The 22659-nt window shown below is 62.3% G+C and carries 22 protein-coding genes and 1 tRNA gene; 15 read left to right on the top strand and 8 right to left on the bottom strand.

Annotated features, from left to right (window positions below):
* Window positions 1-105: 105 nt before the first annotated feature.
* From BFX80_RS08440 to BFX80_RS08405, 8 genes are all read left to right on the top strand, one after another.
* Window positions 106-954: a carbohydrate ABC transporter permease gene (locus BFX80_RS08440; protein WP_077375970.1), complete on the top strand. Its 849-nt coding sequence runs from the start codon at window positions 106-108 to the stop codon at window positions 952-954.
* Window positions 954-1859 carry a carbohydrate ABC transporter permease gene (locus tag BFX80_RS08435; protein WP_205632754.1) on the top strand — a complete coding sequence of 302 codons (906 nt, stop codon included), beginning with the start codon at window positions 954-956 and terminating at the stop codon, window positions 1857-1859. Before BFX80_RS08440 ends, BFX80_RS08435 begins: the two co-directional genes overlap by 1 nt.
* An 87-nt stretch (window positions 1860-1946) precedes the next feature.
* Window positions 1947-2972 (top strand): ABC transporter ATP-binding protein, encoded by a 1026-nt coding sequence (locus tag BFX80_RS08430; protein WP_077375967.1) that lies wholly within the window; start codon window positions 1947-1949, stop codon window positions 2970-2972.
* A 124-nt stretch (window positions 2973-3096) separates the two neighbouring features.
* Window positions 3097-4440: an MGH1-like glycoside hydrolase domain-containing protein gene (locus BFX80_RS08425; protein ID WP_084208565.1), complete on the top strand. Its 1344-nt coding sequence runs from the start codon at window positions 3097-3099 to the stop codon at window positions 4438-4440.
* The gene (locus BFX80_RS08420) at window positions 4440-5738 is read left to right on the top strand and encodes an AGE family epimerase/isomerase (protein WP_338079155.1); all 1299 of its coding nucleotides are present in this window, start codon (window positions 4440-4442) and stop codon (window positions 5736-5738) included. The genes BFX80_RS08425 and BFX80_RS08420 overlap by 1 nt, the downstream gene beginning before the upstream one ends.
* Before the next feature lie 348 nt (window positions 5739-6086).
* The gene (locus BFX80_RS08415; protein WP_084208564.1) at window positions 6087-7382 is read left to right on the top strand and encodes a DUF3100 domain-containing protein; all 1296 of its coding nucleotides are present in this window, start codon (window positions 6087-6089) and stop codon (window positions 7380-7382) included.
* Window positions 7383-7467: 85 nt separating this feature from the next.
* Window positions 7468-8628 (top strand): M20 aminoacylase family protein, encoded by a 1161-nt coding sequence (locus BFX80_RS08410; RefSeq protein ID WP_084208563.1) that lies wholly within the window; start codon window positions 7468-7470, stop codon window positions 8626-8628.
* Window positions 8629-8747: 119 nt separating this feature from the next.
* Window positions 8748-9827 (top strand): NAD(P)-dependent oxidoreductase, encoded by a 1080-nt coding sequence (locus tag BFX80_RS08405; protein ID WP_084208562.1) that lies wholly within the window; start codon window positions 8748-8750, stop codon window positions 9825-9827.
* A 50-nt stretch (window positions 9828-9877) separates the two neighbouring features.
* On the opposite strand, the gene BFX80_RS08400 is transcribed toward BFX80_RS08405, so the two are convergent.
* Window positions 9878-10798: a LysR family transcriptional regulator gene (locus BFX80_RS08400; protein ID WP_084208561.1), complete on the bottom strand. Its 921-nt coding sequence runs from the start codon at window positions 10796-10798 to the stop codon at window positions 9878-9880.
* Between the two features lie 440 nt (window positions 10799-11238).
* Between BFX80_RS08400 and arfB the strand changes: the two genes are divergently transcribed.
* From arfB to BFX80_RS08375, 4 genes are all read left to right on the top strand, one after another.
* On the top strand, window positions 11239-11652 hold the full coding sequence (gene arfB, locus BFX80_RS08390) for an alternative ribosome rescue aminoacyl-tRNA hydrolase ArfB (protein ID WP_077375950.1): 414 nt from the start codon (window positions 11239-11241) through the stop codon (window positions 11650-11652).
* A 105-nt stretch (window positions 11653-11757) separates the two neighbouring features.
* A complete protein-coding gene (locus BFX80_RS08385; RefSeq protein WP_084208559.1) occupies window positions 11758-12465 on the top strand; it encodes an SIMPL domain-containing protein in 708 nt (235 codons plus the stop codon).
* Window positions 12466-12538: 73 nt separating this feature from the next.
* A complete protein-coding gene (locus tag BFX80_RS08380) occupies window positions 12539-12841 on the top strand; it encodes a winged helix-turn-helix domain-containing protein (RefSeq protein WP_084208558.1) in 303 nt (100 codons plus the stop codon).
* A gap of 83 nt (window positions 12842-12924) precedes the next feature.
* Window positions 12925-13233: a hypothetical protein gene (locus tag BFX80_RS08375; RefSeq protein WP_084208557.1), complete on the top strand. Its 309-nt coding sequence runs from the start codon at window positions 12925-12927 to the stop codon at window positions 13231-13233.
* 101 nt (window positions 13234-13334) lie between these two features.
* On the opposite strand, the gene BFX80_RS08370 is transcribed toward BFX80_RS08375, so the two are convergent.
* Together BFX80_RS08370 and BFX80_RS08365 are read right to left on the bottom strand one after the other, a co-directional pair.
* On the bottom strand, window positions 13335-13670 hold the full coding sequence (locus BFX80_RS08370; RefSeq protein ID WP_084208556.1) for a hypothetical protein: 336 nt from the start codon (window positions 13668-13670) through the stop codon (window positions 13335-13337).
* 349 nt (window positions 13671-14019) lie between these two features.
* Entirely contained in the window at window positions 14020-14445 is a 426-nt protein-coding gene (locus BFX80_RS08365; protein WP_084208555.1) for a DUF1090 family protein, read from the bottom strand.
* 320 nt (window positions 14446-14765) lie between these two features.
* On the opposite strand from BFX80_RS08365, the gene BFX80_RS17830 reads away from it, so the two are divergent.
* Window positions 14766-14909 carry a hypothetical protein gene (locus tag BFX80_RS17830; RefSeq protein ID WP_157109460.1) on the top strand — a complete coding sequence of 48 codons (144 nt, stop codon included), beginning with the start codon at window positions 14766-14768 and terminating at the stop codon, window positions 14907-14909.
* A gap of 13 nt (window positions 14910-14922) precedes the next feature.
* Here BFX80_RS17830 and BFX80_RS08360 read toward each other — a convergent pair.
* A tRNA-Pro gene (locus tag BFX80_RS08360) sits at window positions 14923-14999 on the bottom strand.
* Between the two features lie 211 nt (window positions 15000-15210).
* Between BFX80_RS08360 and BFX80_RS08355 the strand changes: the two genes are divergently transcribed.
* Both BFX80_RS08355 and BFX80_RS08350 read left to right on the top strand, forming a co-directional pair.
* Window positions 15211-15486: a hypothetical protein gene (locus BFX80_RS08355; protein ID WP_084208554.1), complete on the top strand. Its 276-nt coding sequence runs from the start codon at window positions 15211-15213 to the stop codon at window positions 15484-15486.
* 318 nt (window positions 15487-15804) lie between these two features.
* A complete protein-coding gene (locus tag BFX80_RS08350) occupies window positions 15805-16908 on the top strand; it encodes a GGDEF domain-containing protein (RefSeq protein WP_127735216.1) in 1104 nt (367 codons plus the stop codon).
* Window positions 16909-17114: 206 nt separating this feature from the next.
* On the opposite strand, the gene BFX80_RS08345 is transcribed toward BFX80_RS08350, so the two are convergent.
* The 4 genes from BFX80_RS08345 to BFX80_RS08330 form a co-directional block, all read right to left on the bottom strand.
* The gene (locus BFX80_RS08345; RefSeq protein WP_077375924.1) at window positions 17115-17654 is read right to left on the bottom strand and encodes a YaeQ family protein; all 540 of its coding nucleotides are present in this window, start codon (window positions 17652-17654) and stop codon (window positions 17115-17117) included.
* A 160-nt stretch (window positions 17655-17814) separates the two neighbouring features.
* Window positions 17815-19086 carry an S-methyl-5-thioribose kinase gene (gene mtnK / locus BFX80_RS08340; protein ID WP_084208552.1) on the bottom strand — a complete coding sequence of 424 codons (1272 nt, stop codon included), beginning with the start codon at window positions 19084-19086 and terminating at the stop codon, window positions 17815-17817.
* 213 nt (window positions 19087-19299) lie between these two features.
* Window positions 19300-20727 (bottom strand): cardiolipin synthase, encoded by a 1428-nt coding sequence (cls, locus tag BFX80_RS08335; protein WP_077375918.1) that lies wholly within the window; start codon window positions 20725-20727, stop codon window positions 19300-19302.
* Between the two features lie 171 nt (window positions 20728-20898).
* On the bottom strand, window positions 20899-22404 hold the full coding sequence (locus BFX80_RS08330) for a fumarate hydratase (RefSeq protein ID WP_077375915.1): 1506 nt from the start codon (window positions 22402-22404) through the stop codon (window positions 20899-20901).
* Window positions 22405-22659 lie beyond the last annotated feature (255 nt).

Below are 22659 nucleotides of genomic sequence, written 5' to 3'. Positions count from 1 at the left end.
CCCCTCGACGGGTCGCCATGACGGTACGCCAACCCCTGTCATGCCGACCCGGTGCCACGAAACCCTTCCGACACGCCATCACAACAACGTCAAAGGTGAGCAAAGATGAAGCACGATCGCTGGCTACCTTATTACCTGATCGCCCCCAGCCTGCTGTTCATGGGCGCCTTCTTCCTCTACCCCTTTCTGGAGATCTTCGCCCAGGCCTTCACCCAGCCTGACGGCGGCGTGAGTCTCGCCAACTTCACGCGCATCTATCAGGACTTCAATTTCTGGCCCTCGCTCAAGAACACCCTGCTGCTCACCGGTGTCGTGGTGCCGGTCCAGCTGGTGCTGGCCATCGGCATGGCGCTGATGGTCACAAAGATGAACAAGGGGCGCGACAGCATCCTCTACATCTGGACCATCCCGCTGGGCATCTCCGATCTGGCCGCCGGCATCATCTGGCTGGCGATCCTGGAACAGTTCGGGTTTCTCAACAGCTTCTTGAGCGCGGTCAGCGTGATCGATGCGCCAACCTCGTGGCTCAACTATCAGAACGCCTTCGCGCTGTTCCTGGCAGTGGTGGTCGCGGAAATCTGGCGCGGCACCGCCATCGTGCTGGTGATCCTGGTGTCGGGCATGGGGCTGATCCCCAAGGAATATGACGAGGCCGGTCAGGTGTTCGGCGCCAGCTACTGGCAGCGCCTGTGGAAGATCACCCTGCCGATGCTGCGCCCGAGCATCCAGTCGGCACTGATCCTGCGCACCCTGCTGGCGCTGGAAGTCTTCGCGGTGGTGATGATGCTGGGCGGCAGCGACATGCCGGTACTGATGAGCGAGACCTTCGACTGGCAGTTCCTCTATCAGCAGACCGGCGCCGCCTCCGCCTACGCGGTGTTGATCATGCTGATCTCGGTGGTCATCACCGGCTGCTACCTCAAGTTCCTCAACGTTCCGAAGGAGGCACGCTGATGAAATCCACGACATCCGAGGCCATCATGCCGGCTCCCGTGTCTTCTCGTTCCGATTCCCAGGCCCCGGCGCAGGCGCAGAGCGCACACAAGCCACGCCGTCATGACATGGCCTGGAAATGGCTGTTCCGTGCCGGTGTCGCGATTCTGGTGCTGTGGGTGCTGGTGCCCATCGGCCTGCTGATGCTCAACAGTGTCAGCACCCCGGAGCAGATCAGCGGCTGGCCCAAGACCCTGACCCCAGCGCTGAGCTTCGAGACCCTCGACTTCTTCTGGCACTACCAGGGCGTGATCAGTGCGCTGGGCAACTCGCTGCTGGCCGCCGCCTTCACGATGGTGATCGCCATCGTGCTCGGCGCTCCCGCCGGGTATGCGCTGGCCCGCTTCGTGTTTCCGGGCATGAACGCCTTTCGTCTGATCATCATCCTGTCGCGTGCCTTCCCGATGCCGCTGCTGGCGCTGCCGCTGGCCGTCATCTTCATCCAGGTGGGCATCGATGACTCCATCCTGGGGCTGGCGATGGTCCACGCCACCCTGGCACTGCCCTTCGCGGTGCTGATCACCTCGAGCCTGTTCATGGGCATCCCGGTGGAACTCGAGGAAGCTGCCTGGCTGATGGGCTGCAACCGCTGGCAGGCCTTCCGCCGCGCGGTGCTGCCGCTGGCCGCGCCGGGCATCACCGCCTCTGCGGTATTCGCCTTCGTGATCTCGTGGAACGAGGTGTTCGCCTCGGCGATTCTCACCGTCGAGAACCGCACCCTGACGGCCTTTCTGGTCCAGAGCCTTTCCGAGTCGCCCGCCGAGATCAAATACGCCGGCGGTCTGATCCTGGTCGTCCCGGCGCTGCTGTTCCTGTTCGCGATCCGCAAGTACCTGTTCAGCATGTGGGGCATTTCCAACCGCTAGCGTACGGCCCTTCAACCGGCCAATGCATGACGACGGTGGTCACCTGTCCATCCAGCGCCGTCGCTCACGATTACAAGGAGTCCGACCATGTCAGCCATCCAGATCAGTGCCGTACGCAAGCAGTTCGGCAAGCAGGAAATCCTCAAGTCCATCGATCTCGAGATCCGTGACAAGGAATTCACCGTGCTGCTCGGCCCGTCCGGCTGCGGCAAGTCCACCCTGCTGCGCATCATCGCGGGGCTGGAGTACGAGAGCAGCGGCTCGATCCGCATCGGCGAGCGTGAGATCACCTCACTGGCACCGCGGGATCGCCGCATCGCGATGGTGTTCCAGAACTACGCCGTCTTCCCGCACATGACGGTGGCGGAGAACATCGCCTTCGGCCTGCGCGTGCGCAAGGACAGCGAAGCGCACATCCAGCGCAAGGTGAAGGAAACCGCCGAGCTGATGCACATCGAGGACCGTCTGGATCACTACTCCGGCCAGCTCTCCGGCGGTCAGCGTCAGCGGGTCGCGGTCGCGCGTGCCCTGGCGATGGAACCGGAAGTGCTGCTGATGGATGAGCCGCTCTCGAATCTGGATGCGCTGCTGCGCCTGGAGATGCGCGCCGAGCTCAAGACCATCCTCGCCGCCTCCGACACCACCACCATCTACGTGACCCATGATCAGGTCGAGGCCATGAGCCTGGCCGACCGCATCGCGGTCATGAAGGGAGGCCAGATCGAGCAGTACGCGCCGCCCTCCGAGATCTACCACTATCCGGCGACCGAATTCGTCGGCAGTTTCATCGGCAATCCACCGATGAACTTCATCGCCCCGGATGCGCGCTGGCACCAGGCCGCCCCGGCCGCCAGCCAGATCCACAGGTGCGGTATCCGCCCCGAGGACTTCGAGGTGCGTTTCGAGCCCACCGAGGACTTCGCGCCGGTCCGTGTGCTGGTCACGGAGCTGCTGGGCTCCCACAAGCAGCTGACTGCCCGCTTCGGGGACGAGATGCTGCGCGTCAACGTACCGAGTGACCTGGAGATCGCCAATGGCAGTGACATCCACATCCGGCCGCTGGCCGAGAAGATGCGCTTCTATGACCACAGCGGCCAGCTGATGTCGGCGTGAGGCGTGTTGATCCCTTTCGACCCGAGCCTTTGATTGCGAGCCTTTGATTGCGAACCTTTGATCCAGAACCTTTGATCCAGAACCTTTGATTTCGAACCTGTCATCCCGAACGGAGCCGACTTACATGAATGCCAAGCTCGACGCGCTCAGCGCTCACGACGTTCTCAAGCTCAACGACCTGGGCGGCTACACCGTCCCCACGCGTGGCCTCTACCCCTTCCAGTGGAACTGGGACGCCGCCATCACCGCGCTGGGCTGGCTGGCCGCCGGTGACGAGGCACGTGCCTGGCGTGAGATCGAGCGTCTGCTGGAAGGCCAGTGGGACAACGGCATGGTGCCGCACATCGTCTTCCACGGGGATGCGGAAACCTACTTCCCGGGGCCGGAAGTCTGGGGTGTCCAGCGCAGCCCGGCGACCAGCGCCATCTCCCAGCCGCCGGTGCTGGCCAGCGTCATGAAGCTGCTGTTCGAGGAAGGCCGTGACCGCCGGCTTGCCGAGGAGAAACTGGCCGCCACCCTGCCTGGCGTCATCCGCTATCACCTGTGGTTCTACCGCGACCGTGATCCGGAACATACCGGCCGCGTGTGCAGCTATCACCCCTGGGAGTCCGGCATGGACAACAGCCCCCAGTGGGATGGCCCGCTGGCTGGCGTGCCGCCGGTCGATGCCGAATACGTGCGTCGCGATACGGGGCTGGTCGATCCGTCCGAGCGCCCGCACAAGTACGAATATGATCGTTACATCTATCTGGTGAAGTTCTTCCAGCAGAACGAGCACGACGCCGAGGTGCTGTATCGCGACTGCCCGTACCGCGTCGAGGACATCAGCCTGATCTCCATCCTGCACCGTGGCACGCGCGACCTGATCGCGCTGTGCGAAGAGGATGCCGCCGGGCTTGGCCTGGTCAACACCCACGGCGAGGCGCTTTACAGCCTCAAGCAGTCGCTGGCGCGCACCGAGGAAGGCGTGCAGGCGCTGTGGAGCGATGAGCTGGGCTGCTTCCTCAGCCGCGATGCGCGTGCCAATGTGCTGCTGGAGCACGTCACCACCGCCGGTATCCTGCCGCTGTTCGCCGGGGTCGCCAGCGGTGCCCAGGCGCAGCGCATGGGCGGCCTGCTCGAGGACTGGCTGGAACAGGCGCCCTTCGGTGTCGCCTCCACCCACCCGGCCAGCACCCGCTTCGAACCCAAGCGCTACTGGCGCGGGCCGAGCTGGCTGCACATCAACTGGATGCTGGCCATCGGCTGTGAGGAATATGGCATGTCCCGCGAGGCCGACCGGATCAAGCAGGCCAGCCAGCAGTGCATCGCGGCGGCAGGCTACTATGAATACTTCAATTCGGTGACCGGCGAAGGCTGTGGCGGTCGCGACTTCTCCTGGACGGCAGCGATGGACCTCTACTGGCTCAACCCGCTGGAAAGCTTCACCGCCAGCAAGGCGGCGTCCGGCGTCGAGGAGGTCTCCTGATGACTCAGCACGCCTCTCCACAAACTTCTCAGCAACAGCCTCAACAAGCCTCTCCACTGGCGCAGGCGCCGCAGAAGGCACCGCTGTCACGCCAGGCGGTACCGCCCATGCCGGCAACGTTCGCCAGCCGCGGCTTTCTGGACACGCATATCCGCTCGATCATGGACTTCTATCTGCCGCGCGCGGTGGATCAGGAACGCGGCGGCTACTTCCAGGCGTATCGTGATGACGGCAGCGTGTATGCACCCGCAGCGCGTCATCTGGTCAGCAGCACGCGGATGATCTTCAACTTCGCGATGGAATATCTGCGCACCGGTGACCAGGCGTGTCTGGCCGCGACTCGTCATGGCATCGATTATCTGCGCGAGGTGCATCTCGATCCGCAGACCGGTGGTTACCTGTGGTCGCTGAGCGAGCAAGGCGAGGCGGATCATACCAACCAGTGCTACGGACTGGCGTTCGTGATGCTGGCCTACGCGACGGCCTGGCGCGCCGGTATCGAGGAGGCCCGCGGCTGGCTGGACGAGACCCACGCCCTGATGGAGCAGCATTTCTGGTCGGAGCATCACGGTCTGTACGCCGATGAAGCCAGCGCCGATTGGCAGACGCTATCCGACTACCGTGGCCAGAACGCCAACATGCACGCCTGTGAAGCCATGCTGGCCGCCTTTGAAGCCACGGATGACGAACGCTATCTGGAGCGGGCCATGACCCTGGCCCGCAACATCTGCCAGCGTCAGGCCGCCAAGGCCGATGGCCTGATCTGGGAGCATTACGATCGCGACTGGAACGTCGACTGGGACTACAACCGCGACGACCCCAAGAACCTCTATCGTCCTTGGGGCTTCCAGCCGGGCCACCTGACCGAATGGGCCAAGCTGCTGCTGATGCTCAAGCGTCACCGCGATGACGACTGGCTGCTGCCGACCGCGAAGCGTCTGTTCGATACGGCGATGGATCTGGCCTGGGACGGCGAACGTGGTGGGCTCTACTACGGCTTCGCGCCGGATGGCACCATCTGCGACGACGAGAAGTACTTCTGGGTGCAGGCCGAGAGCCTGGTGGCCGCAGCGCTGCTGAACGAGGCCACCGGCGAGTCGCACTACGCCGAGTGGTATGAACGCCTGTGGGGCTACGCCTGGCAGCACTTCATCGACCATCGCTACGGCGCCTGGTATCGCCTGCTGAATGCCGACAACCAGCGTTTCGATGACCTCAAGAGCTCGCCCGGCGCCAAGTGTGACTATCACAGCCTCGGTGCCTGCCATGAGCTGTTGCGCGTGATCACGGACGACTGAGCCCTGTCGCACTGCGACTGCACCACCCGACACCCCGCCCTGTGCGGGGTGTCCTCGTATGAGGAGAGCCTTCTCTGCCCATCGCCGTCCGCCAGCATGCTCTATTTATTCGTACACCTATCATGTTTCTTTAGCGCGCCGCTCGTGACAATACTGAAACCCGCTGATCGCTCCACCAGAGGGCGACAGGCTCGGGGTCTCCCCGAGGCGGTGCCCGTGTCTGAGACGTCGTCACGACACAAGCGCGCACTGGACAGGAAGGCGCCTCACAAGTCGTTGCTATTCAAGCAGTTCTTACAAAAGAAGTTACTACACAAGCAGTCACTACAATAACAAGCGGAGTCCCACATGCCCCTCGCTCAACTCCTGGACTGGCGGTTGCATCTGCTGGTCGTGGTGCTATCTCTCGGCGCCGAACTGATCGGTATCCTCAAGTTCCCCCTCGGCCCCGGCACCCTGCTGCTGTTGCCCCTGTTCTATGCCTTCATTGCGGCCGTGCTGTGCAATCCGCACCTGTTCAGCGGCACGAAACGCGTCATCCCGCCGGTGATCAGCGCGGCGGCAGGACCGGTCATCCTGCTGTCGATCATGCCGTTCATCGCCCGCTTCGGCTCCACCATCGGCCCGGCCATCGAGCAACTGATCTCGGCAGGTCCGGCGCTGATCCTGCAGGAGCTGGGCAATCTGGGCACCATGCTGATCGCGATGCCGATCGCGGTCGTGGTGCTCAAGATGGGCCGTGAGGCGATCGGCGCGACCTACTCCATCGCGCGGGAACCCAATATCGCGATCATCTCCGACAAATATGGCCTCAAGGGGCCGGAAGGTGTCGGCGTGATGGGCGTCTATGTCGTGGGTACCATGTTCGGCACCCTGTGGTTCGCGCTGATGGCGGGCTACCTGACCTCGCTGGACATCTTCGACCCGCGTGCGCTGGCCATGGCGTGTGGTGTCGGCAGCGGCAGCATGGTGGCGGCATGTTCCGGCGCCATCGCCGGTGCCCTGCCGGAGATGGGCGAAGAGCTGTTGGCCTTTGCCGGCGCCAGCAACCTGCTGACCTACGCCACCGGCCTCTACGTGTCCCTGTTCATCGCCCTGCCGGTCGCCGAGCGTCTGTTCACCTTCTTCAGCCGCAAGCGAGCCGGCGACAATGGCGCCATGAATGACGAGGAAGCCACGCTGGCCTCCGAGGCGCTGGTTGAAGATCGCCCGGAGAACCAGCTGGGCAAGACGGCACTGGTGGTCGCGGCGGTCTGTGTGGTCGGCTGGGTGGTCAACACCATCAACGGTGCCAGCCTGATCGACGCCGCCCCCGGCATGCTGATCCTCTACGTGATGACCATGCTCGGCCTTGGCGTCGCTCGCCTGATGCCCTTCTATCTGCCGGCCATCGCCTGGGTGTCGCTGGTCAGTATCCTGATGACGCTGCCATGGTTCCCGGGCAGCGGCTGGATCACCGAGCAGCTGAGCTTCGTCAACTTCCTTGCCATCGTCACGCCGGTACTCGGCTACGCGGGTCTGGCGCTGAGCAAGCGCGAGTTCAGCATGTTCCGCCAGGCAGGCTGGAAGCTGGTGATCATCTCGCTGCTGGTCTTCACTGGCACCTATATCGGCTCGGCGGTCGTGGCGCAGGCACTGCTCTGATCACACGGGCTTCGCACGTTGCTTCCCCCCCTCTCAACACATTCAAGCCGGCACTCCAGGGTGCCGGTTTCCACAGGAATTCAGCATGCAACTACCCGAGAACATCGACGAGGCACTGCTGCGCAGCTGGCGTCATGAGTTTCATCAGCATCCCGAGACGGCCTTCGAGGAGCACCGCACCTCGGCGCGCGTCGCCGAGATCCTGCGTGCGGCGGGTCTCGAGGTCACCACCGGACTTGCCGAGACCGGCGTGGTGGCGGTGCTGGATGGCAATCTGGGGCCGGGACGTACCATCGGTCTGCGTGCCGACATGGACGCGCTGGATGTCACCGAGGCCAACGCCGTCTCACATTGCTCGCACACACCCGGCAAGATGCATGCCTGTGGCCACGATGGCCATACCACCATGCTGCTGGGCGCGGCCTGCATGCTGGCGCGTGATCCGGACTTCGCCGGGCGCGTGGTGTTCGTGTTCCAGCCCGCCGAGGAAAACGAAGGCGGCGGACGCCGCATGGTCGAGGATGGCCTGTTCGAGCAGTTCCCGATGGAGGCCATCTACGGCCTGCACAACTGGCCGGGACTGGCGCTGGGCGAAGCCGCCGTGCATGACGAGGCGGTGATGGCGGCCTTCGATGTCTTCACCCTGACCTTGAGCGGTCATGGCTGTCATGCGGCCATGCCGCATCTGGGCAAGGACACCATCCTGGCGGCCTGCCAGCTGGTGACCCAGCTTCAGGGGCTGATCAGCCGCGAGACGCCGGCCCACAAGACCGCGATTCTCAGCATCACCCAGTTCCATGCCGGCGATGCCTTCAACGTGATGCCGGAAGTGGTCGAGCTGCGTGGCACGCTGCGCTGTTTCGACCCGGCACTGCGGGCGCACCTGCAGCAGCGCTTCCATGATGCCGTCGATGCCATGGCGACCTTCCATGGCCTCAAGGTCGAGTTCGACTATCAGCCACGCTACCCGGCGACCCTCAATACTCCGGGACACGCCGAACGCTGTGCCAATGTCCTGGCGCAACTGCCCGGCATCCAGAAGGTCCATCGCGATCTGCCGCCCTCCATGGCCTCGGAAGACTTCGCCTATCTGCTGCAGGAGTGCCCCGGCGCCTATATCTGGCTGGGCAACGGCGAGGACAGCGCCTCACTGCACAACCCCAACTACGACTTCAACGACGCTGCCACCCCCATCGGGGTCAGCTATTGGACGTCACTGGTGCGCGAGTTGCTGACGCGCGATTGATGGCCACATGCCCTTGGCGGCAAGCGCGATGCGGATGACGTCGCCAGGCGCGGCGTTGAACTTGATCAAGGACCATCGCAATCTACACAGTGTCATGACTCTGGTGAGGAAGGAGCGACATGAAAATCAGCGTGATCGGCAGGGAAGCCATTGGCGCACGGAGCCGTACGGCGCTCTCAAGGGCAGGGTTTGAGGTGGCGGGCGAAGTGGCAGACAAGCTGACGGACCAGGTGACGGCCGAGACGGCGGGCGCTGCGACCGCCACGGTGGAGCAACGCTGCCACGCGCCTCATGAGCAGAGCGAGGCCGAGCGGTGGTTCGATACGCATGCACGGCCGCGTGAGCGATTCACCAGCGAGGTCTACCTGCTGGCGCTGGCAACCTCCCAACAGGTGCAGAAGGTACTGACCGGCAAGGAAGGCCTGCTGCGACTGGCACCGCCGGGCAGTGTCATCGTCGATCTCTGCCGGGGCGATGTAAACATCAGCCGTGAGCTGGCCGTGCAGACCCGGCTGGCTGGCCATCACTGGCTGGAAGCGGCTTCCAGTCGCGACCCTCGCGATGAGAGCGAAGGCCATCTCACGCTGCTGGTCGGCGGTGATGACGCCACCGTACAACGCATGACGCCCCTGCTCGAGGCCATCGCTACCCGCCACCTGCACGTCGGGGATGCCGGCTGTGGGCATGCGGCCGTGCTGGCCAATGACTATCTCCACGCCGCCCATCTCATCACCACGGCAGAGGCGATCGCGATGGCCTATCGCGCCGGGGTGCGGCCTCACGCCTGCATCGATGCCATCAATCTGGGGGCCGGCCGCAGCGCCGTCAGCGAGGTGAATTTCCCGCGCTGGGTGCTGCCGGGAGATTATGATTCCGGTATCTCCACCGGTGCCCTGCGCCGCGACCTGCGCCTGGCGCGCAGCTACGTGACCACCCTCAAGCTGCCTTCCGGGTTGATGAAGGCGGTCTTCGATCGCTGGCAACCCCCCGAACTGTGCCCGGCGGATGAGGATGACATCCATCATCTGTGTGATCGCTGGCTCAGCGATATTCCCGCTCAACTACGACACACCTCATCACCTGCCGCCGATGCCCCGAGCGCGCCGACCGACGCCGGGGCGCCTCGCTCATCAGGACGCGATGCCTCGGCGCCGGGCAGGGTGACGGATGGCTCCCGGCCGCCTGCCGAGAAAGCCTGAGCCCACCCCCATCGCGGGCTGACGCGTCTTGTCTTCGCCCCCTGACAGGCCTACTCCTGACGGGGGCCACTGAAGGCCGTGATCCAGCGCTCCAGGTGGCGCAGAAGTTGCAGACTGGCCCGTGGCATGCGCCGTCCGATCCGCGTGATGATGTGGGCGCGTGCCTGGCGAAAGGCGCTGCATTCCACATCACGAGCGATCAATACGCCCTCCTCCAGCTCGCGCGCAGCCGCGAAGGCCGGCAGCAGCGTGATGCACAGCTCCGAGCGTGCAGCCTGCTTGAGCACTTCCATGGAATTGGTCTGCATCACCATGTGGGGACGTACGCCCGCGTCACGAAAGCCGTCATCCATCAGCTGACGCACTCCATGGGTGGGGCCCCACAACGCCATGGGATGCGCTGCCACCTCTTCCAGGGTCAGCGCATGGTTCACCGCCGCCAGCGGATGCTCCGGGGACATCATCGCCACCAGCGGTTGTGGGCTTGAATGCCAGAAGCGCAATTGAGGGTGCACGCGTTCGTGGTACATCAGGCCGATATCCGCCTCATCCTCGACCACACGGTCGATGATGCTCTGCATGCTGCCGGTATTGACCTTGAGGGTGATCCCCGGGTACTGGGCCCGGAAGGCGCGCAGGGGGATGTTGACGAGATCGCCCACGAAGCCTTCGCCGATGATCAGGCGAATCTCGCCGGTTTCCAGCCGCTGGTAGGCATCCAGACGCTCACCGAAGCTTTGATCCAACTGTTCGCGCTGCTGAATGTAGTCCAGCAGCATCTCGCCCACTCGTGTCGGCTGTACGCCATCACGGGTTCGCTCGATGAGCGTGGCGGCCATCGCCTCTTCCAGCAATCCGATCTGGCGACTGACCGCTGACGGCGCGATATCCAGTCGAGCGGCAGCCTGCCGGATCGACCCCGCTTCAATGGTGACCTGAAAATAGACGAGGCGTTGATGCGGAATATCCATGAGTGAACGCTGCGCAAGAGGTTGAACTGAGGCCAGACATCCCGCATGTCCATGACCCTACGGAGGAACGTCTCGAAGGCCACGACCCGATGCCTTGACGTCGCGGGGACTGGGAAGCACGCTCGAGAAGATCGCTTGACACGAGAAAGACTCACGTGGATGCAGAGGCCGGCTATCAGCCGCCCGGCGGTCAGCGACTCCTGCCTCACTACGCAACAGCGTACCAGATACATGCCCGAGAAGGCGGAGTGAGTGTCGCCTGCCGTGATATCTTCGCAACCTGATTGTGCCAGACGAGGATATTCCCCTCTCGGCTGACTCTGTCGGCCGACTCTACCGGCCGACACTCGGGTGATTCTGAAGCCCGACGTTGATTGCGGTAACATGACCCCACGGCCGCGACAGATTCGATGCGGCTCCCCACGACAAGGAGATATGCCATGTTGACCATCTCCAGTTCGGTGACACTGGCGGATTGGGAAATCGACCTCACCCAGATTCGTGCTCAGGGCAATGGCGGCCAGAACGTCAACAAGGTGGCGTCAGCCGTCCACCTGCGGTTTGACGTGCAACGCTCCACCCTGCCCTCGTTCTACAAGGAACGCCTGATGCAGCTGTCGGATCAACGCATCAGCAAGGACGGCATCATCATCATCAAGGCCCAGAGCCACCGTACCCTTGAACTCAACAAGGAAGATGCTCTGGCACGCCTCAAGGCGCTGATCCTCGATGCCGTCAAGGTACAGAAGGCACGCCGCGCCACTCGCCCCAGCAAGGGCGCCAAACGGCGGCGGGTCGACAGCAAGACTCGCAAGGGCAAGATCAAGGCGATGCGCGGCAAGGTTCAGGACTGATCCGGCGCCCATGGCGGATCGACACACTCAGCGCTGATCGGCAGGCTCGGGGCTTGATCAGACAGGCTCGGCAACGGGCCTTTCACCTCTCAAGGAAGATGTGACATGCGCACTCTCGCAAGCTCACTGGTATTGGGCGGCCTGCTGGCCGTGGGGATGGTCTGGAGTGGCAGCTATCTCAAGGAAGCGGCACAGGTCTGGGAGGCGTCCAACCGGGTGGTGACGGTCAAGGGCCTGGCGGAGCGCGACGTCAAGGCAGACCTGGCTCTCTGGCCACTGCATTTCAGCGTCAATGCCAACCACCTGTCCGATCTGCACGAGGCGCTGGCTGATGATGAACGCAAGATTCGGGACTTTCTCACCGCTCGCGGCTTCCCGTCCGAGCAGATCAGCGTGACGTCACCGCAGGTAACCGACCTGCATGCCAACAGCTACAACGCACAGCGCCCTGACGAGCGCTACCGCGCCGAGGCCACGGTACTGGTGCGCTCGCCCGAGGTGGACCTCGTCAAGCAGAGCGCTTCCCGTACCGGCGAGCTGGTGCGTGACGGCATTCTGCTGTCGGCGGACTATGCCTACCGCACCGAATTCCTGTTCACGAGGCTTGCCGCTCTCAAGCCGGAGATGATCGCGGCCGCCACCGCGGATGCACGGCGTGCCGCGCAACAGTTCGCCGAGGATTCCGGCAGTCAGGTGGGGCATATCAAGCATGCAAGCCAGGGCTACTTCTCGATCTCGGACCTCGACAGCTATACCCCCGATATCAAGCAGGTCAGGGTCGTCACCACCATCGACTACACGCTCAGTCACTGACCTCCCGGCGGGCGGGCGATCGCCCTCGCCGCTCCTTATCGCCTTTCATGATTTCCTCGACAGCGGAGCCTGCATGTCCGACACCGTTCTCAGCAAGACCCAGACCAGCTTCTATCGTCGCCTGTTCGTGGCGCATCTCATCGCCCACGAGATCGACAGCGTGCCGGACATCATCGAGGCCACCGGCATGCCGAGGCGCACCGCCCAGGACACCATCTCGGCACTTGCCGAACTCGAGATTGTCTGTGAATTCCAGCATGCGGAAGGTCAACGTCACAACATCGGTCATTACGTGATTCGGGACTGGGGGCCAATCAATGCCCAATGGGTCGCCGACAACGCCGCACGACTGCAACGAGTGCTGGGCTACGCGTGATTGATCGCCACGCGCGATTCGATGCACTGCTGACGCTGGGCGTCTGCACGATATGGCAGAGTCATTCTGGAGGGAGTTGAGACATGTTGACGGCGGACATCTGGACAAGCGCTCTCGAGCACGCCGTCATCGCCGTGATCATCCAGCTGATGCTCTGGCCAGTCTTCACGCTGTGGTCGTCTGGCGCCATTGCGGTCGCCATCTTTCTGGGCCGGGAAATTGCCCAGCACGAGTACAAGGGGGGTGGCCCCAAGGCAGTGGCCTGGGATCATGGCCTGCTGTACCACTGGAACTGGGACTCCAGCCTGGACGTGGCCCTGCCGCTGGTGTCATGCGTGATCTGCGCGACACTGGTGCAGGCTGCAAGACATTGGCGCAGGCGCTCTGCCTGAGCCGGAACGGCTGTGTCAGCCCCGCCTCGATACCGCTGCCCCGGCATCGAGTCATCCTGCCTGTACCGCAATTCCCATGTGCACGTCTGAGGCACGCACTCTCAGCCAGAGTACGCCACTGGGGATACCTCGACCTGACGCTTCCTGCGTCGGATCGGGTGCTGCGCACGACTCTTGAGATACTCCGCCAGCGTCTTCGGCTCGATGCTGGGATGCTGATAGACGTAATCCTCCGTGATGATCGACAGGAATTCGGCACTGCGTGCCCCCGCGACCTCTATCCCCAGCACGAAGTCCTGTCCCTGATGTACCTCGAACAGGAAGTTGGGGGCTTGCGCCGCACAGGTCCTTGCCACGTAGCCATCCCCCAGGCTTTCCTTGAGGATGGAACGCTCCGGGTTGAACCGACTCTCCATGTAAATGTTAACCGTTTTCATTCTCACCTCCCTTGAAGGCAAGCCAGTATATACTAGAAATCTAATACTCACAGCATCAAGAAAGCCATGCGAGCATGACCCGGCCTCGCAGATCGAGCCTTTCTTGATCTTGATCAATAAGCGCAATAACTCAGCAATATCAATATGTTGAAACGATATAACACGACCGGATGCAAGCCCTGACCCACTCTCGCTCACCGTATCAGATGCTCATGTCCTTTCATCCCGCGACAAAAGAAGAGGCCAACCGAACTCTCGGCTGGCCTCTATCTGGACTCTGGTCGGGACACTGGTGGACGAGGACGTCAAACCGGCTCATGTCTCTCTCATGTCTCTCTTATGACAAAGATCAAAGACTTCCATCGCCAGCCAATTCACCTCTCGCCTCGCTCAGCGCTTTCTGGGCTTCCGTCAATTTCTTCTCTTTCTTATCTATCTTGTCCTTGTCACCATCCGACAAGGCGTCTTCCAGCTCCTGTCTACGCTCCCCGACCTCCTCCTCCCTTTCGCGGATCTTCTGCTCTCTTTCCTTGTGCAAGGTGGATTCATCACAGCCATTTTCCACAGCCGCGAGCGCTTTCTTCAAGCCTTCCACCTTATGGGCATTTCCCTGCGCATTGGCATCCTCCAGCTCCTGCTTGATCGAATCTGCCTTGTCCTGACAACCACTCACGAGTTCTGGAGAGGCCGCGGACACGGAAGATGCCAAGGCACTCAGCCCCATGGCAATCAATGGCAATGCGATAGCTCGGCCGAGGGTAGCGTCTCTGGACATGATCTTTTCCTGGGTGGGGGGGTCTCGACCCACCAGTACCGTAATCGCTAATAGAAGACAAGCGAGAAGCACTGTCACGAGTTCACTGACAGCCAGCCATTGCACCAGGAAACCACAGAACCTGGAGACCAAAGAACCTGGAGACCGGCATCCATGCCCGCGAACCGATAGCCCCTTGAACCACCAGAGGGTCGAGCGAAAGATCGTCAGCAAGTGAGCAAGGACGAAATCATGACAATAAAGTAGAACGGCAGGACGAGAGGACGAGAGGACGAGAGGACGAGAGCAGAAGGATAGCGCTCGAGAAAGGACAACAGACCATGAGCGCTGCCAGCGCTCTGAAAGAACGCAAAGAAGCCAGCTCAATGAGCTGGCTTCTTTGCAACGATGACCGAATGAACTGGGATCATATAGGGATCATCGTTCGAAATTCAGAGGCTTTCAAGCGAATGAAAATCTTCTGAACCCCTTCAATTCTGGTCGGGACGACAGGATTCGAACCTGCGACCTCTGCAACCCCATTGCAGCGCGCTACCAAGCTGCGCCACGTCCCGACTTCGTCCTTGAAAGGCTTCCCCCTCAAGACGAGACGTAATGTACCGCATTGATCTCAAAAAGAAAAGCCCGATATGAACATTTCTTGTCATTCGTCGCGCAAGCGCGTGACTCGCGACCCGTGGCGCTCCGGAAAAGATTGAATTCTCCCATGGGACGAACCATGTTCTAGTCATGACCCCATCAGTACCACTTGATAGGAAGGATGACATGGCGAACGTTCATTTCACTCTCACGACGCACCTGAAGAACGGGCAAACCGTCAGCGGCGACCCGATCAAGGTCAGTGCCAGTAGCACGCCGCAAACGGGCAACACGATACAGAAAGGGGACTGGCCGGCACTGGACGCCCTGTCACCCAACTTCCCCGTCACCGTCACGAAAGTGGAAGAAGATGATGACGGCAACACCCTCGTGGCACTTACCGAGTCGGACAAGCCTGACCCCTCGGACCCGGACAGCTATCGCTATACGCCGTGGAAATAGCCTCGGACAGGCAGCCACACGAGAAAAGATGCATCGGCCAGCCATTGGCAGTATCGTCCAAACAGCATGAGAACTATCTCATGAAAGCCGAGCCTGTCGCCGGGCCACTGCTGCCCTGCCGCCTGTCATCGAGGAAGGCGGCCCCTGAGGCGATGGTGAGTCACGCTCCCCGCACAGGCGAGAAACGTTGGGGCACAGTGAAACCGGAAACGGCTTTCCTCGAGTAGGCTGATACTGAACAACGACCAACGTCACATGAGCCTTCATCATCAGCCGATGCCTGAAGCATCCGACTGGCCCAATGACCGTCGAGGTACCATGACTCGTCTTGCAAAAATGGTAGGCACCAGCTGGCGCTGGTTGGTTGGCGAGAATGGCTCCGCACGACAGATTCTGCACCACGGGTTTCTGGTATCCGCCGTTTTGATCGGCCTGTTTTCCGCTGTCTTCAACTATCTGATGGAGCTGACGGTCCCCGCGTACAGCGTGGCGCTTGCCGTCATCAGTCTGATGGTCATGGTGATGTGGTATCGCTCACGTTTCCACGGGGAGTTCAGCCGCATGTCCTGGCTGTTCTGCACGCTGGTGACCTTCGTGATGCTGCCGGGCAACTGGGTCTTCAATCACGGCGCCTCGGGCCCGACGCTGCTGTTCTATCTCATGGCCGCCGCTTACGTGCTGGGGGTTCTCCCGCCGGACCGTCTGCGTCGTGGCGTCATCATCAGCGGCCTGATGCTGATGCCCTGGATTCTGCTGTGGGGGGAGATGGCCAACCCGCAACTGGTCTCCTCCTACGCGAGTACCGCGATGCGCAGCCTGGACATGGGGGTCAGCTATACCCTGGCGTTCGGACTGCTGAGCCTCGTGATCGCCGGTTACGCCAAGCGCATTCGAGAGGAGCGTGATCTGGCTCGCGCCTATGCAAAGAAGCTTGAACGCCTGAGCCGACTGGACAGTCTGACCGGACTCTACAATCACCGCACGATCCATGAACACGCCGAACACCACCTCAGCGGACGCGACATCAGCTGTCTGCTGATCTGTGATCTGGACCACTTCAAGCAGATCAATGATGCCCACGGCCACCCCTACGGCGACCAGGTCCTGGCGCACTTCTCGATGCACATCCAGACGTTGAGCCGAGAATACTCAGGCAAGGCCGGGCGTTATGGGGGAGAGGAATTCATGATCCTGCTGCCGGGCAATCTTGCCGTGGCCCGAGAATTCGATCGCCAGTTGCGTGAAAGCTGTGAGGCGTCTCCCCTGGCCCACGGCGTGATCCGTTTCAGTACCGGGGTCAGTGAACGGCGCCATCCGGATACCCTCAGCAGCTGGGTGCAACGCAGCGACGAGGCGCTCTACCACGCCAAGGCCAGCGGCCGTGATCAACTCATCGTCGATCACGACATCAGCATGGTGTGAGGCCAGGCCTCTCCGGCAATCAGATCTGCCTGCGTTGCGAGCCGTCCGCCACGATTCACCCCCTACGATTCGCCCCCTACGATCCGCCCTCTACGATCCGCCCTCTACGAGACGGCCCCCGCAAATCAAGATTTGCGGGGGCCGTCTCGTGGTATCTGACCTGAAGGTTCAGGGGCAGTCAGCCAGTGCCGCGAACGGCATGTCGCTCAGCGCTCCCCTTTCAGCCACTCCAGATTGATCTCGTGCTGACCATTGTCATCGGTGATGAAGATGGTGCCCTCGGAGATCATCATGGTCCACTTGATGTTGCGTGGCAGGGATTCGGTGATGGCGTCCAGTGCGCCCTCAGGAACCGCGGCAATGCTCAGATTGGACAGTCCAGCCACTGCCGGCACCACCTTGGTTTCCCAGACGCGCAGGCTACCGTAGGCGAGCAGCGAGGTGCGCTCGGTGCGCCGCGAACACCAGGTCAGGCGCTCGGCATCCGGCTGGCCCACCTCGATCCAGTGCAGCACGCGGCCATCCAGACTCTTCTCCCACAGCGCCGGTTCATCGACGTCTGACAGACCACGCCCGAATGCGATGTTCTCGCTGTACCACAGCGCATGGCCCAACAGGCGAACACACAGACGCAGCTCGGTTTCAGAGGGGTGACGGGCAACGGTAAAACGCAGGGTCTCGTAGACACCACGATCAAGGTCGGTCAGCGAGAGATCAACCTTGTAAGGCGTGGAAGACAGGGCCATGAAAGTCTCTTATTGAAAAGCGGATGCTCGGCAGGACATCTCCCGCCAGCGACCCACGCAGCCAGGACAAGCCTGTCTGCGTGGCGATGAAAGCGCAGAGTCTACCCTAGCCGGCGCCGCAACGCTTGCGACGAGCGTCAAAGCCCTGACGCTGCATGCCTCACCCCAGCAGACGCGCGACCACGCCATCCGCCGCCGAGAGATCTTCCAGCGACTCACGCGCAAGGATGAGCTCACGCCCGAGTGCCAGGGCACGGCGCTCGGCACGCGCCCGCACGGCATCATCGTTGATCGACTCAAGCTCCAGCACGTGCGCAAGCCCGATGGTGCGACGAATCAACTCACAGCCCGCATAACCCAACGCATCACGCAGGATACGGCTCAGCAATCGTTCCGCCACCCCGGGTGCCGCAAAGCTGGCATCCGACGTGTGGGCGGCCTGCTCACGATACTCGCGGGCAAAGCTTTCCCAACTGGCGACCGCCTGGGCACGCAACTGCGCCACGTAGTCACGCCTGTCGCCCTCCTCACCCTCGAGTTCGGTATGCGCGCAGGCTGCCAGCCACAGCGCCGCCAGCCAGCTGCCGATATCGAAGCCCGCCGGACCGAAGAAGCCGAATTCCGGGTCGATGACCTTGGTGCTGTCTTCACGCACGAAGATCGAGCCCGCATGCAGGTCGCCATGCAGCAGCGCCTCGGGCGTGGACAGGAAGCGCTGCTTGAGCTCCGCCACTTCCACTTTGAGTGCCGCGTCCTGCCACAGGGCTTCGGCATCGCTGCGCAGCGCCGGATTGATGCTGTTGCGCTCGTGATCGCAGAAAGGGTCCACGAAGAACAGGTCTTCGGTGATCTTGCATTGATCGGGATTGGTGAAGCGTGCGACGCGCGCCTTCTTGTCGTGGGCATCGAGTGCCAGATCACTGCTGCGATAGAGCGTCGTGGCCAGAAAATGCCCCATCTGCTGACCCAGCTGCGGCAGTGACGCACGCTCCAGGAAGGCGTGTCGCAGATTGCGGTGATCGCCGATATCTTCCATCACGATCGCCGAGCGGGCTTCCTCGAAGTGATAGAGCGCCGGCACCAGTTCAGGCGCGCAATCGGCCTCGAACTGCAGCGTCTCGGCCTCGATGCGTACCCGCACCAGCGACAGCGGCCAGCTTTCGCCGATGATGCGCACCCAGGGCAGCCCCTGCTTGACGATCACCGAGGTTGAGCGGTCCGGCGTGCAGACGCGATAGACATAGTTGATGTTGCCATCGCCGATCTCCTCGACCTGAAGCTCACTGGCCATAGTGAAGGCAGGCAACTGATCGCCGACATGCAGGCGTGCAAAGGCGATCACATCCGCGTCATCGCGAAATTGATACTCGATGGAAGGCGCCGTGGAGGGAGTGTCACTCACCGTCGTGGCGTGGAGATCTTGAACAGTCATGGCAGGTCTCAGCGCGGAATCATGAAGCCGCCGTCCTGGATGCCCTCTCCAATGCATGGCGAGAGAAGTATCCAGGCTCTCAGTTTATTCCAAAAAGAAATAAACAGGCGATCAGTTATAGCGAGAAGATGCCTGCAATGGCCACGAATGACAAGACCTGCCGAGTGAGTTTCGTTCAACTCGGCAGGCGGCAGGTTCATGCAGTGCGCGGGGTCACTGGATCGGGGCCAGCAGATAGGCCGCCCGCGACACCAGCTTGCGCCACATGGGCCGCGCCTCCAGCTCCTCGCAGCTGATCTCGCGACAATGACGGAAGTCTTCCTCGAGCATGGCCTCCACCTCTGCCGCGAACTGGTGATCCGGCACGAAGGCGGTGACCTCGAAGTTCAGACGGAAGGAGCGATTGTCGAGGTTGACCGTCCCGATGGTCGCCGTGTGACTGTCCATCAACATCACCTTCTGATGCAGAAAGCCCGGCTGATAGCGGAAGACGCGCACGCCCGAGCGAATCATGTCGGAGAGGAACGAGAAGGCCGACAGGAACACCAGCAGATGATCGGGACGTTCGGGGATCATCACCCGCACATCCACGCCTCTCAGCGCTGCCAGCTTCAAGGCATCCTGCACGCCCTGGTCCGGCACGAAATAGGGGCTGGTGATCCAGATGCGGCTGACCGAGGAGTGGATGGCCTGCTGAACCAGCAGACTGGCCGTCTCGCGACGGTCCGCCGGGCCGGAAGGCACGATCACCACGTGCTGACACTCTTCACAGCTGATGCGGGGCTCCCACTCCAGCGACAGCACCTCGCCAGTCGCCCAGTGCCAGTCCTCCCAGAAGGCCTCCTGCAGCCCCATCACGCTGGGTCCTTCCAGCTTGAGGTGAGTATCGCGCCAGGCGCCGTAGCGTTCGGAATGGCCCAGATACTCATTGCCCACATTCAGCCCGCCGACAAAGCCCACTCGGCCATCGATGACGGTGATCTTGCGGTGATTGCGGAAGTTGATCTGGAAGCGGTGCCGCCAGCCCCGCGAAGAGTTGAAGGCACTCACCTCACAGCCGGATTCCAGCAGATCATTGAGGTACCCATCCGGCAGCTTGCGCGAGCCGATCTCGTCATACAGGAAACAGACCCGCACGCCACGTTCGGCACGCTTCATCAGTGCCTGCTTGAGTCGCACACCGAGCTCGTCATTCCGCACGATGAAGAACTGGATGAGAATGTAATCCTCGGCCGCCTTGATGGCCGCGAACAGGGCATCGAACGTCTCCTCGCCATTGATCAACAGCTTGGCGCGATTGCCGGTGGTCACCGGCATCATCGCCAGACGCTCGATGGCATCCAGGTGCGTGGGATTGCCGCCCAGCGGACGCGAGAGCCAGGGGGAGAGCTTGGGACGAAAACGCATCAAGACGCGTCGCATCGTCGAGTCACGCTCCTCGCGGGCACTGACATAGCCATAGAAACGGGGACGCCCGAATACCCAGTAAAGCGGCAGGGCGACGTAGGGGAAGGTCAGCAGACACAGAATCCAGGCAATCGCACCCTGTGAGGTACGACTGGACATCAGGGCCATGACGGCGGTCATCGCACCCAGAATGTGACTGCTCAACAGCAGAAAGCCAAGTAACCAGGCGGTCATTGCAGCTCCATTGCAGGCGTCAGGGTCGCCAGATTATGCCACAGCTGCGCTGGCAACGATGCCTCGGCGTGGCAGAGTCCAGATGCGCAGAACCCCGCCGATGTCATGACACGGGCGGGGTTCCTGGCTCATGCCCTCACGGACATGACGTGCACATCACGCAGACGGCCTTCAGGCGCGGCTGGCGATGATTTCCTTCCACTTGGCCGGGCCGGTCTGGTGCACGGAGACACCTGCACTATCGACCGCCACGGTGACCGGCATGTCCTCGACCTCGAATTCGTAGATCGCTTCCATCCCCAGGTCTTCAAACGCCAGCACGCGGGACTTCTTGATCGCCTGGGCGACCAGGTAGGCGGCGCCGCCGACCGCCATCAGGTAGCTGGACTTGTTGTCACGGATGGCGTCGATCGCGGTCGGGCCACGCTCGGCCTTGCCGACCATGCCCAACAGGCCGGTCTCTTCCAGCAGCGTACGCGTGAACTTGTCCATGCGGGTCGCGGTGGTCGGGCCAGCCGGACCGACGACTTCGTCACGGATCGGATCGACCGGGCCGACGTAGTAGATGAAGCGACCTTTCAGATCCACCGGCAGCTGCTCACCACGTGCCAGCATCTCGGTCATGCGCTTGTGGGCCGCATCACGGCCGGTCAGCAGCTTGCCGTTGAGCAGCAGGGTGTCGCCCGGCTGCCAGCTCTGCACTTCCTCGGGCGTCACTGTGTCGAGGTTGACGCGCTTGACGCTGTCGCCCGCTTCACGGGTGATTTCCGGCCAGTCCTCGAGCTTGGGTGCCGGCAGCTCTGCCGCGCCGCTGCCATCCAGAGTGAAGTGCACGTGACGGGTCGCCGCGCAGTTCGGGATGATCGCCACCGGCTTGTTGGCCGCGTGGGTCGGGTAATCCATGACCTTGATGTCGAGCACGGTGGTCAGACCACCGAGGCCCTGTGCGCCGACACCCGTCGCGTTGACCTTCTCGAACAGCTCGAGACGGATCTCTTCGGCGCGGTTGGAGGCACCACGCTTCTGCAGTTCCTGGATATCGATCGGCTCGAGCAGGGATTCCTTGGCCAGCTGCATCGCCTTCTCGGCGGTACCGCCGATGCCGATGCCCAGCATGCCGGGCGGACACCAGCCAGCGCCCATCTTCGGAATCTGTTCCAGCACCCAGTCGACCACGGAGTCGGACGGGTTGAGCATCGCGAACTTGGACTTGGCTTCGCTGCCGCCGCCCTTGGCCGCGACGTGGATCTCGACGGTATCCCCCGGCACCAGCTTGTGGTGGATGATGGCCGGCGTGTTGTCCTTGGTGTTGGCACGCTTGCCGTCCGGGTCTGCCAGCACGGAGGCGCGCAGCACGTTGTCCGGCAGCAGATAGGCGCGGCGGACGCCTTCGTTGACCATGTCATCCAGGCTCATCTCGGCCTCGAAGCGCACGTTCATGCCGACATGAACGAAGACGGTGACGATACCGGTGTCCTGACAGATGGGACGATGACCCAGGGCACACATCCGGGAGTTGATCAGAATCTGCGCGATGGCATCCTTGGCGGCCGGATTCTCTTCACGCTCGTACGCCGCGTTCATGGCGTCGATGAAGTCCTTTGGATGGTAGTAGGAGATGTACTGCAGCGCGTCGGCGACGCTCTGGATCAGGTCATCCTGGCGGATCACGGTCATCAGGATCGGCTCCTCAAGGGCAAGCGATGGAAAAGACAGGCACACTGGCGCCCAGGGCGTCAGGCCGATTACTGTTGTCAGGGACAGAAATCGCGCCACCATGGGGCGGGCGCCGGGTCAGGTGGCCGGGATTATACCTCAAGCGAGCACGCGGCGGCAGAGCGAATCCTGCAACCCGCATGTCAGGACATCCCAGCTCATCCAGCGCAAATGACGGGCGTGGAGACTGCCATCATGCCCCGCGCGATGACCCCC

Source organism: Cobetia marina (assembly GCF_001720485.1).
Lineage (GTDB): Bacteria > Pseudomonadota > Gammaproteobacteria > Pseudomonadales > Halomonadaceae > Cobetia > Cobetia marina.
The sequence above is the reverse complement of the archived record's forward strand: the minus strand, read 5'-3'. Positions and strand labels throughout refer to the sequence as shown.

Excerpts from the sequence above, each read along its gene's own strand:
- mtnK (WP_084208552.1), bottom strand. The coding sequence starts at position 19,086 with ATGACTGTTCAAGATCTCCACGCCACGACGGTGAGTGACACTCCCTCC.
- BFX80_RS08400 (WP_084208561.1), bottom strand. The coding sequence starts at position 10,798 with ATGGATATTCCGCATCAACGCCTCGTCTATTTTCAGGTCACCATTGAA.
- BFX80_RS08405 (WP_084208562.1), top strand. The coding sequence starts at position 8,748 with ATGAAAATCAGCGTGATCGGCAGGGAAGCCATTGGCGCACGGAGCCGT.
- BFX80_RS08415 (WP_084208564.1), top strand. The coding sequence starts at position 6,087 with ATGCCCCTCGCTCAACTCCTGGACTGGCGGTTGCATCTGCTGGTCGTG.
- BFX80_RS08410 (WP_084208563.1), top strand. The coding sequence starts at position 7,468 with ATGCAACTACCCGAGAACATCGACGAGGCACTGCTGCGCAGCTGGCGT.
- BFX80_RS08375 (WP_084208557.1), top strand. The coding sequence starts at position 12,925 with ATGTTGACGGCGGACATCTGGACAAGCGCTCTCGAGCACGCCGTCATC.
- BFX80_RS08425 (WP_084208565.1), top strand. The coding sequence starts at position 3,097 with ATGAATGCCAAGCTCGACGCGCTCAGCGCTCACGACGTTCTCAAGCTC.
- BFX80_RS08370 (WP_084208556.1), bottom strand. The coding sequence starts at position 13,670 with ATGAAAACGGTTAACATTTACATGGAGAGTCGGTTCAACCCGGAGCGT.
- BFX80_RS08330 (WP_077375915.1), bottom strand. The coding sequence starts at position 22,404 with ATGACCGTGATCCGCCAGGATGACCTGATCCAGAGCGTCGCCGACGCG.
- arfB (WP_077375950.1), top strand. The coding sequence starts at position 11,239 with ATGTTGACCATCTCCAGTTCGGTGACACTGGCGGATTGGGAAATCGAC.
- BFX80_RS08380 (WP_084208558.1), top strand. The coding sequence starts at position 12,539 with ATGTCCGACACCGTTCTCAGCAAGACCCAGACCAGCTTCTATCGTCGC.
- BFX80_RS08365 (WP_084208555.1), bottom strand. The coding sequence starts at position 14,445 with ATGTCCAGAGACGCTACCCTCGGCCGAGCTATCGCATTGCCATTGATT.
- BFX80_RS08430 (WP_077375967.1), top strand. The coding sequence starts at position 1,947 with ATGTCAGCCATCCAGATCAGTGCCGTACGCAAGCAGTTCGGCAAGCAG.
- cls (WP_077375918.1), bottom strand. The coding sequence starts at position 20,727 with ATGACCGCCTGGTTACTTGGCTTTCTGCTGTTGAGCAGTCACATTCTG.
- BFX80_RS08435 (WP_205632754.1), top strand. The coding sequence starts at position 954 with ATGAAATCCACGACATCCGAGGCCATCATGCCGGCTCCCGTGTCTTCT.
- BFX80_RS08355 (WP_084208554.1), top strand. The coding sequence starts at position 15,211 with ATGGCGAACGTTCATTTCACTCTCACGACGCACCTGAAGAACGGGCAA.
- BFX80_RS08345 (WP_077375924.1), bottom strand. The coding sequence starts at position 17,654 with ATGGCCCTGTCTTCCACGCCTTACAAGGTTGATCTCTCGCTGACCGAC.
- BFX80_RS08420 (WP_338079155.1), top strand. The coding sequence starts at position 4,440 with ATGACTCAGCACGCCTCTCCACAAACTTCTCAGCAACAGCCTCAACAA.
- BFX80_RS08350 (WP_127735216.1), top strand. The coding sequence starts at position 15,805 with ATGACTCGTCTTGCAAAAATGGTAGGCACCAGCTGGCGCTGGTTGGTT.
- BFX80_RS08440 (WP_077375970.1), top strand. The coding sequence starts at position 106 with ATGAAGCACGATCGCTGGCTACCTTATTACCTGATCGCCCCCAGCCTG.
- BFX80_RS08385 (WP_084208559.1), top strand. The coding sequence starts at position 11,758 with ATGCGCACTCTCGCAAGCTCACTGGTATTGGGCGGCCTGCTGGCCGTG.
- BFX80_RS17830 (WP_157109460.1), top strand. The coding sequence starts at position 14,766 with ATGAGCGCTGCCAGCGCTCTGAAAGAACGCAAAGAAGCCAGCTCAATG.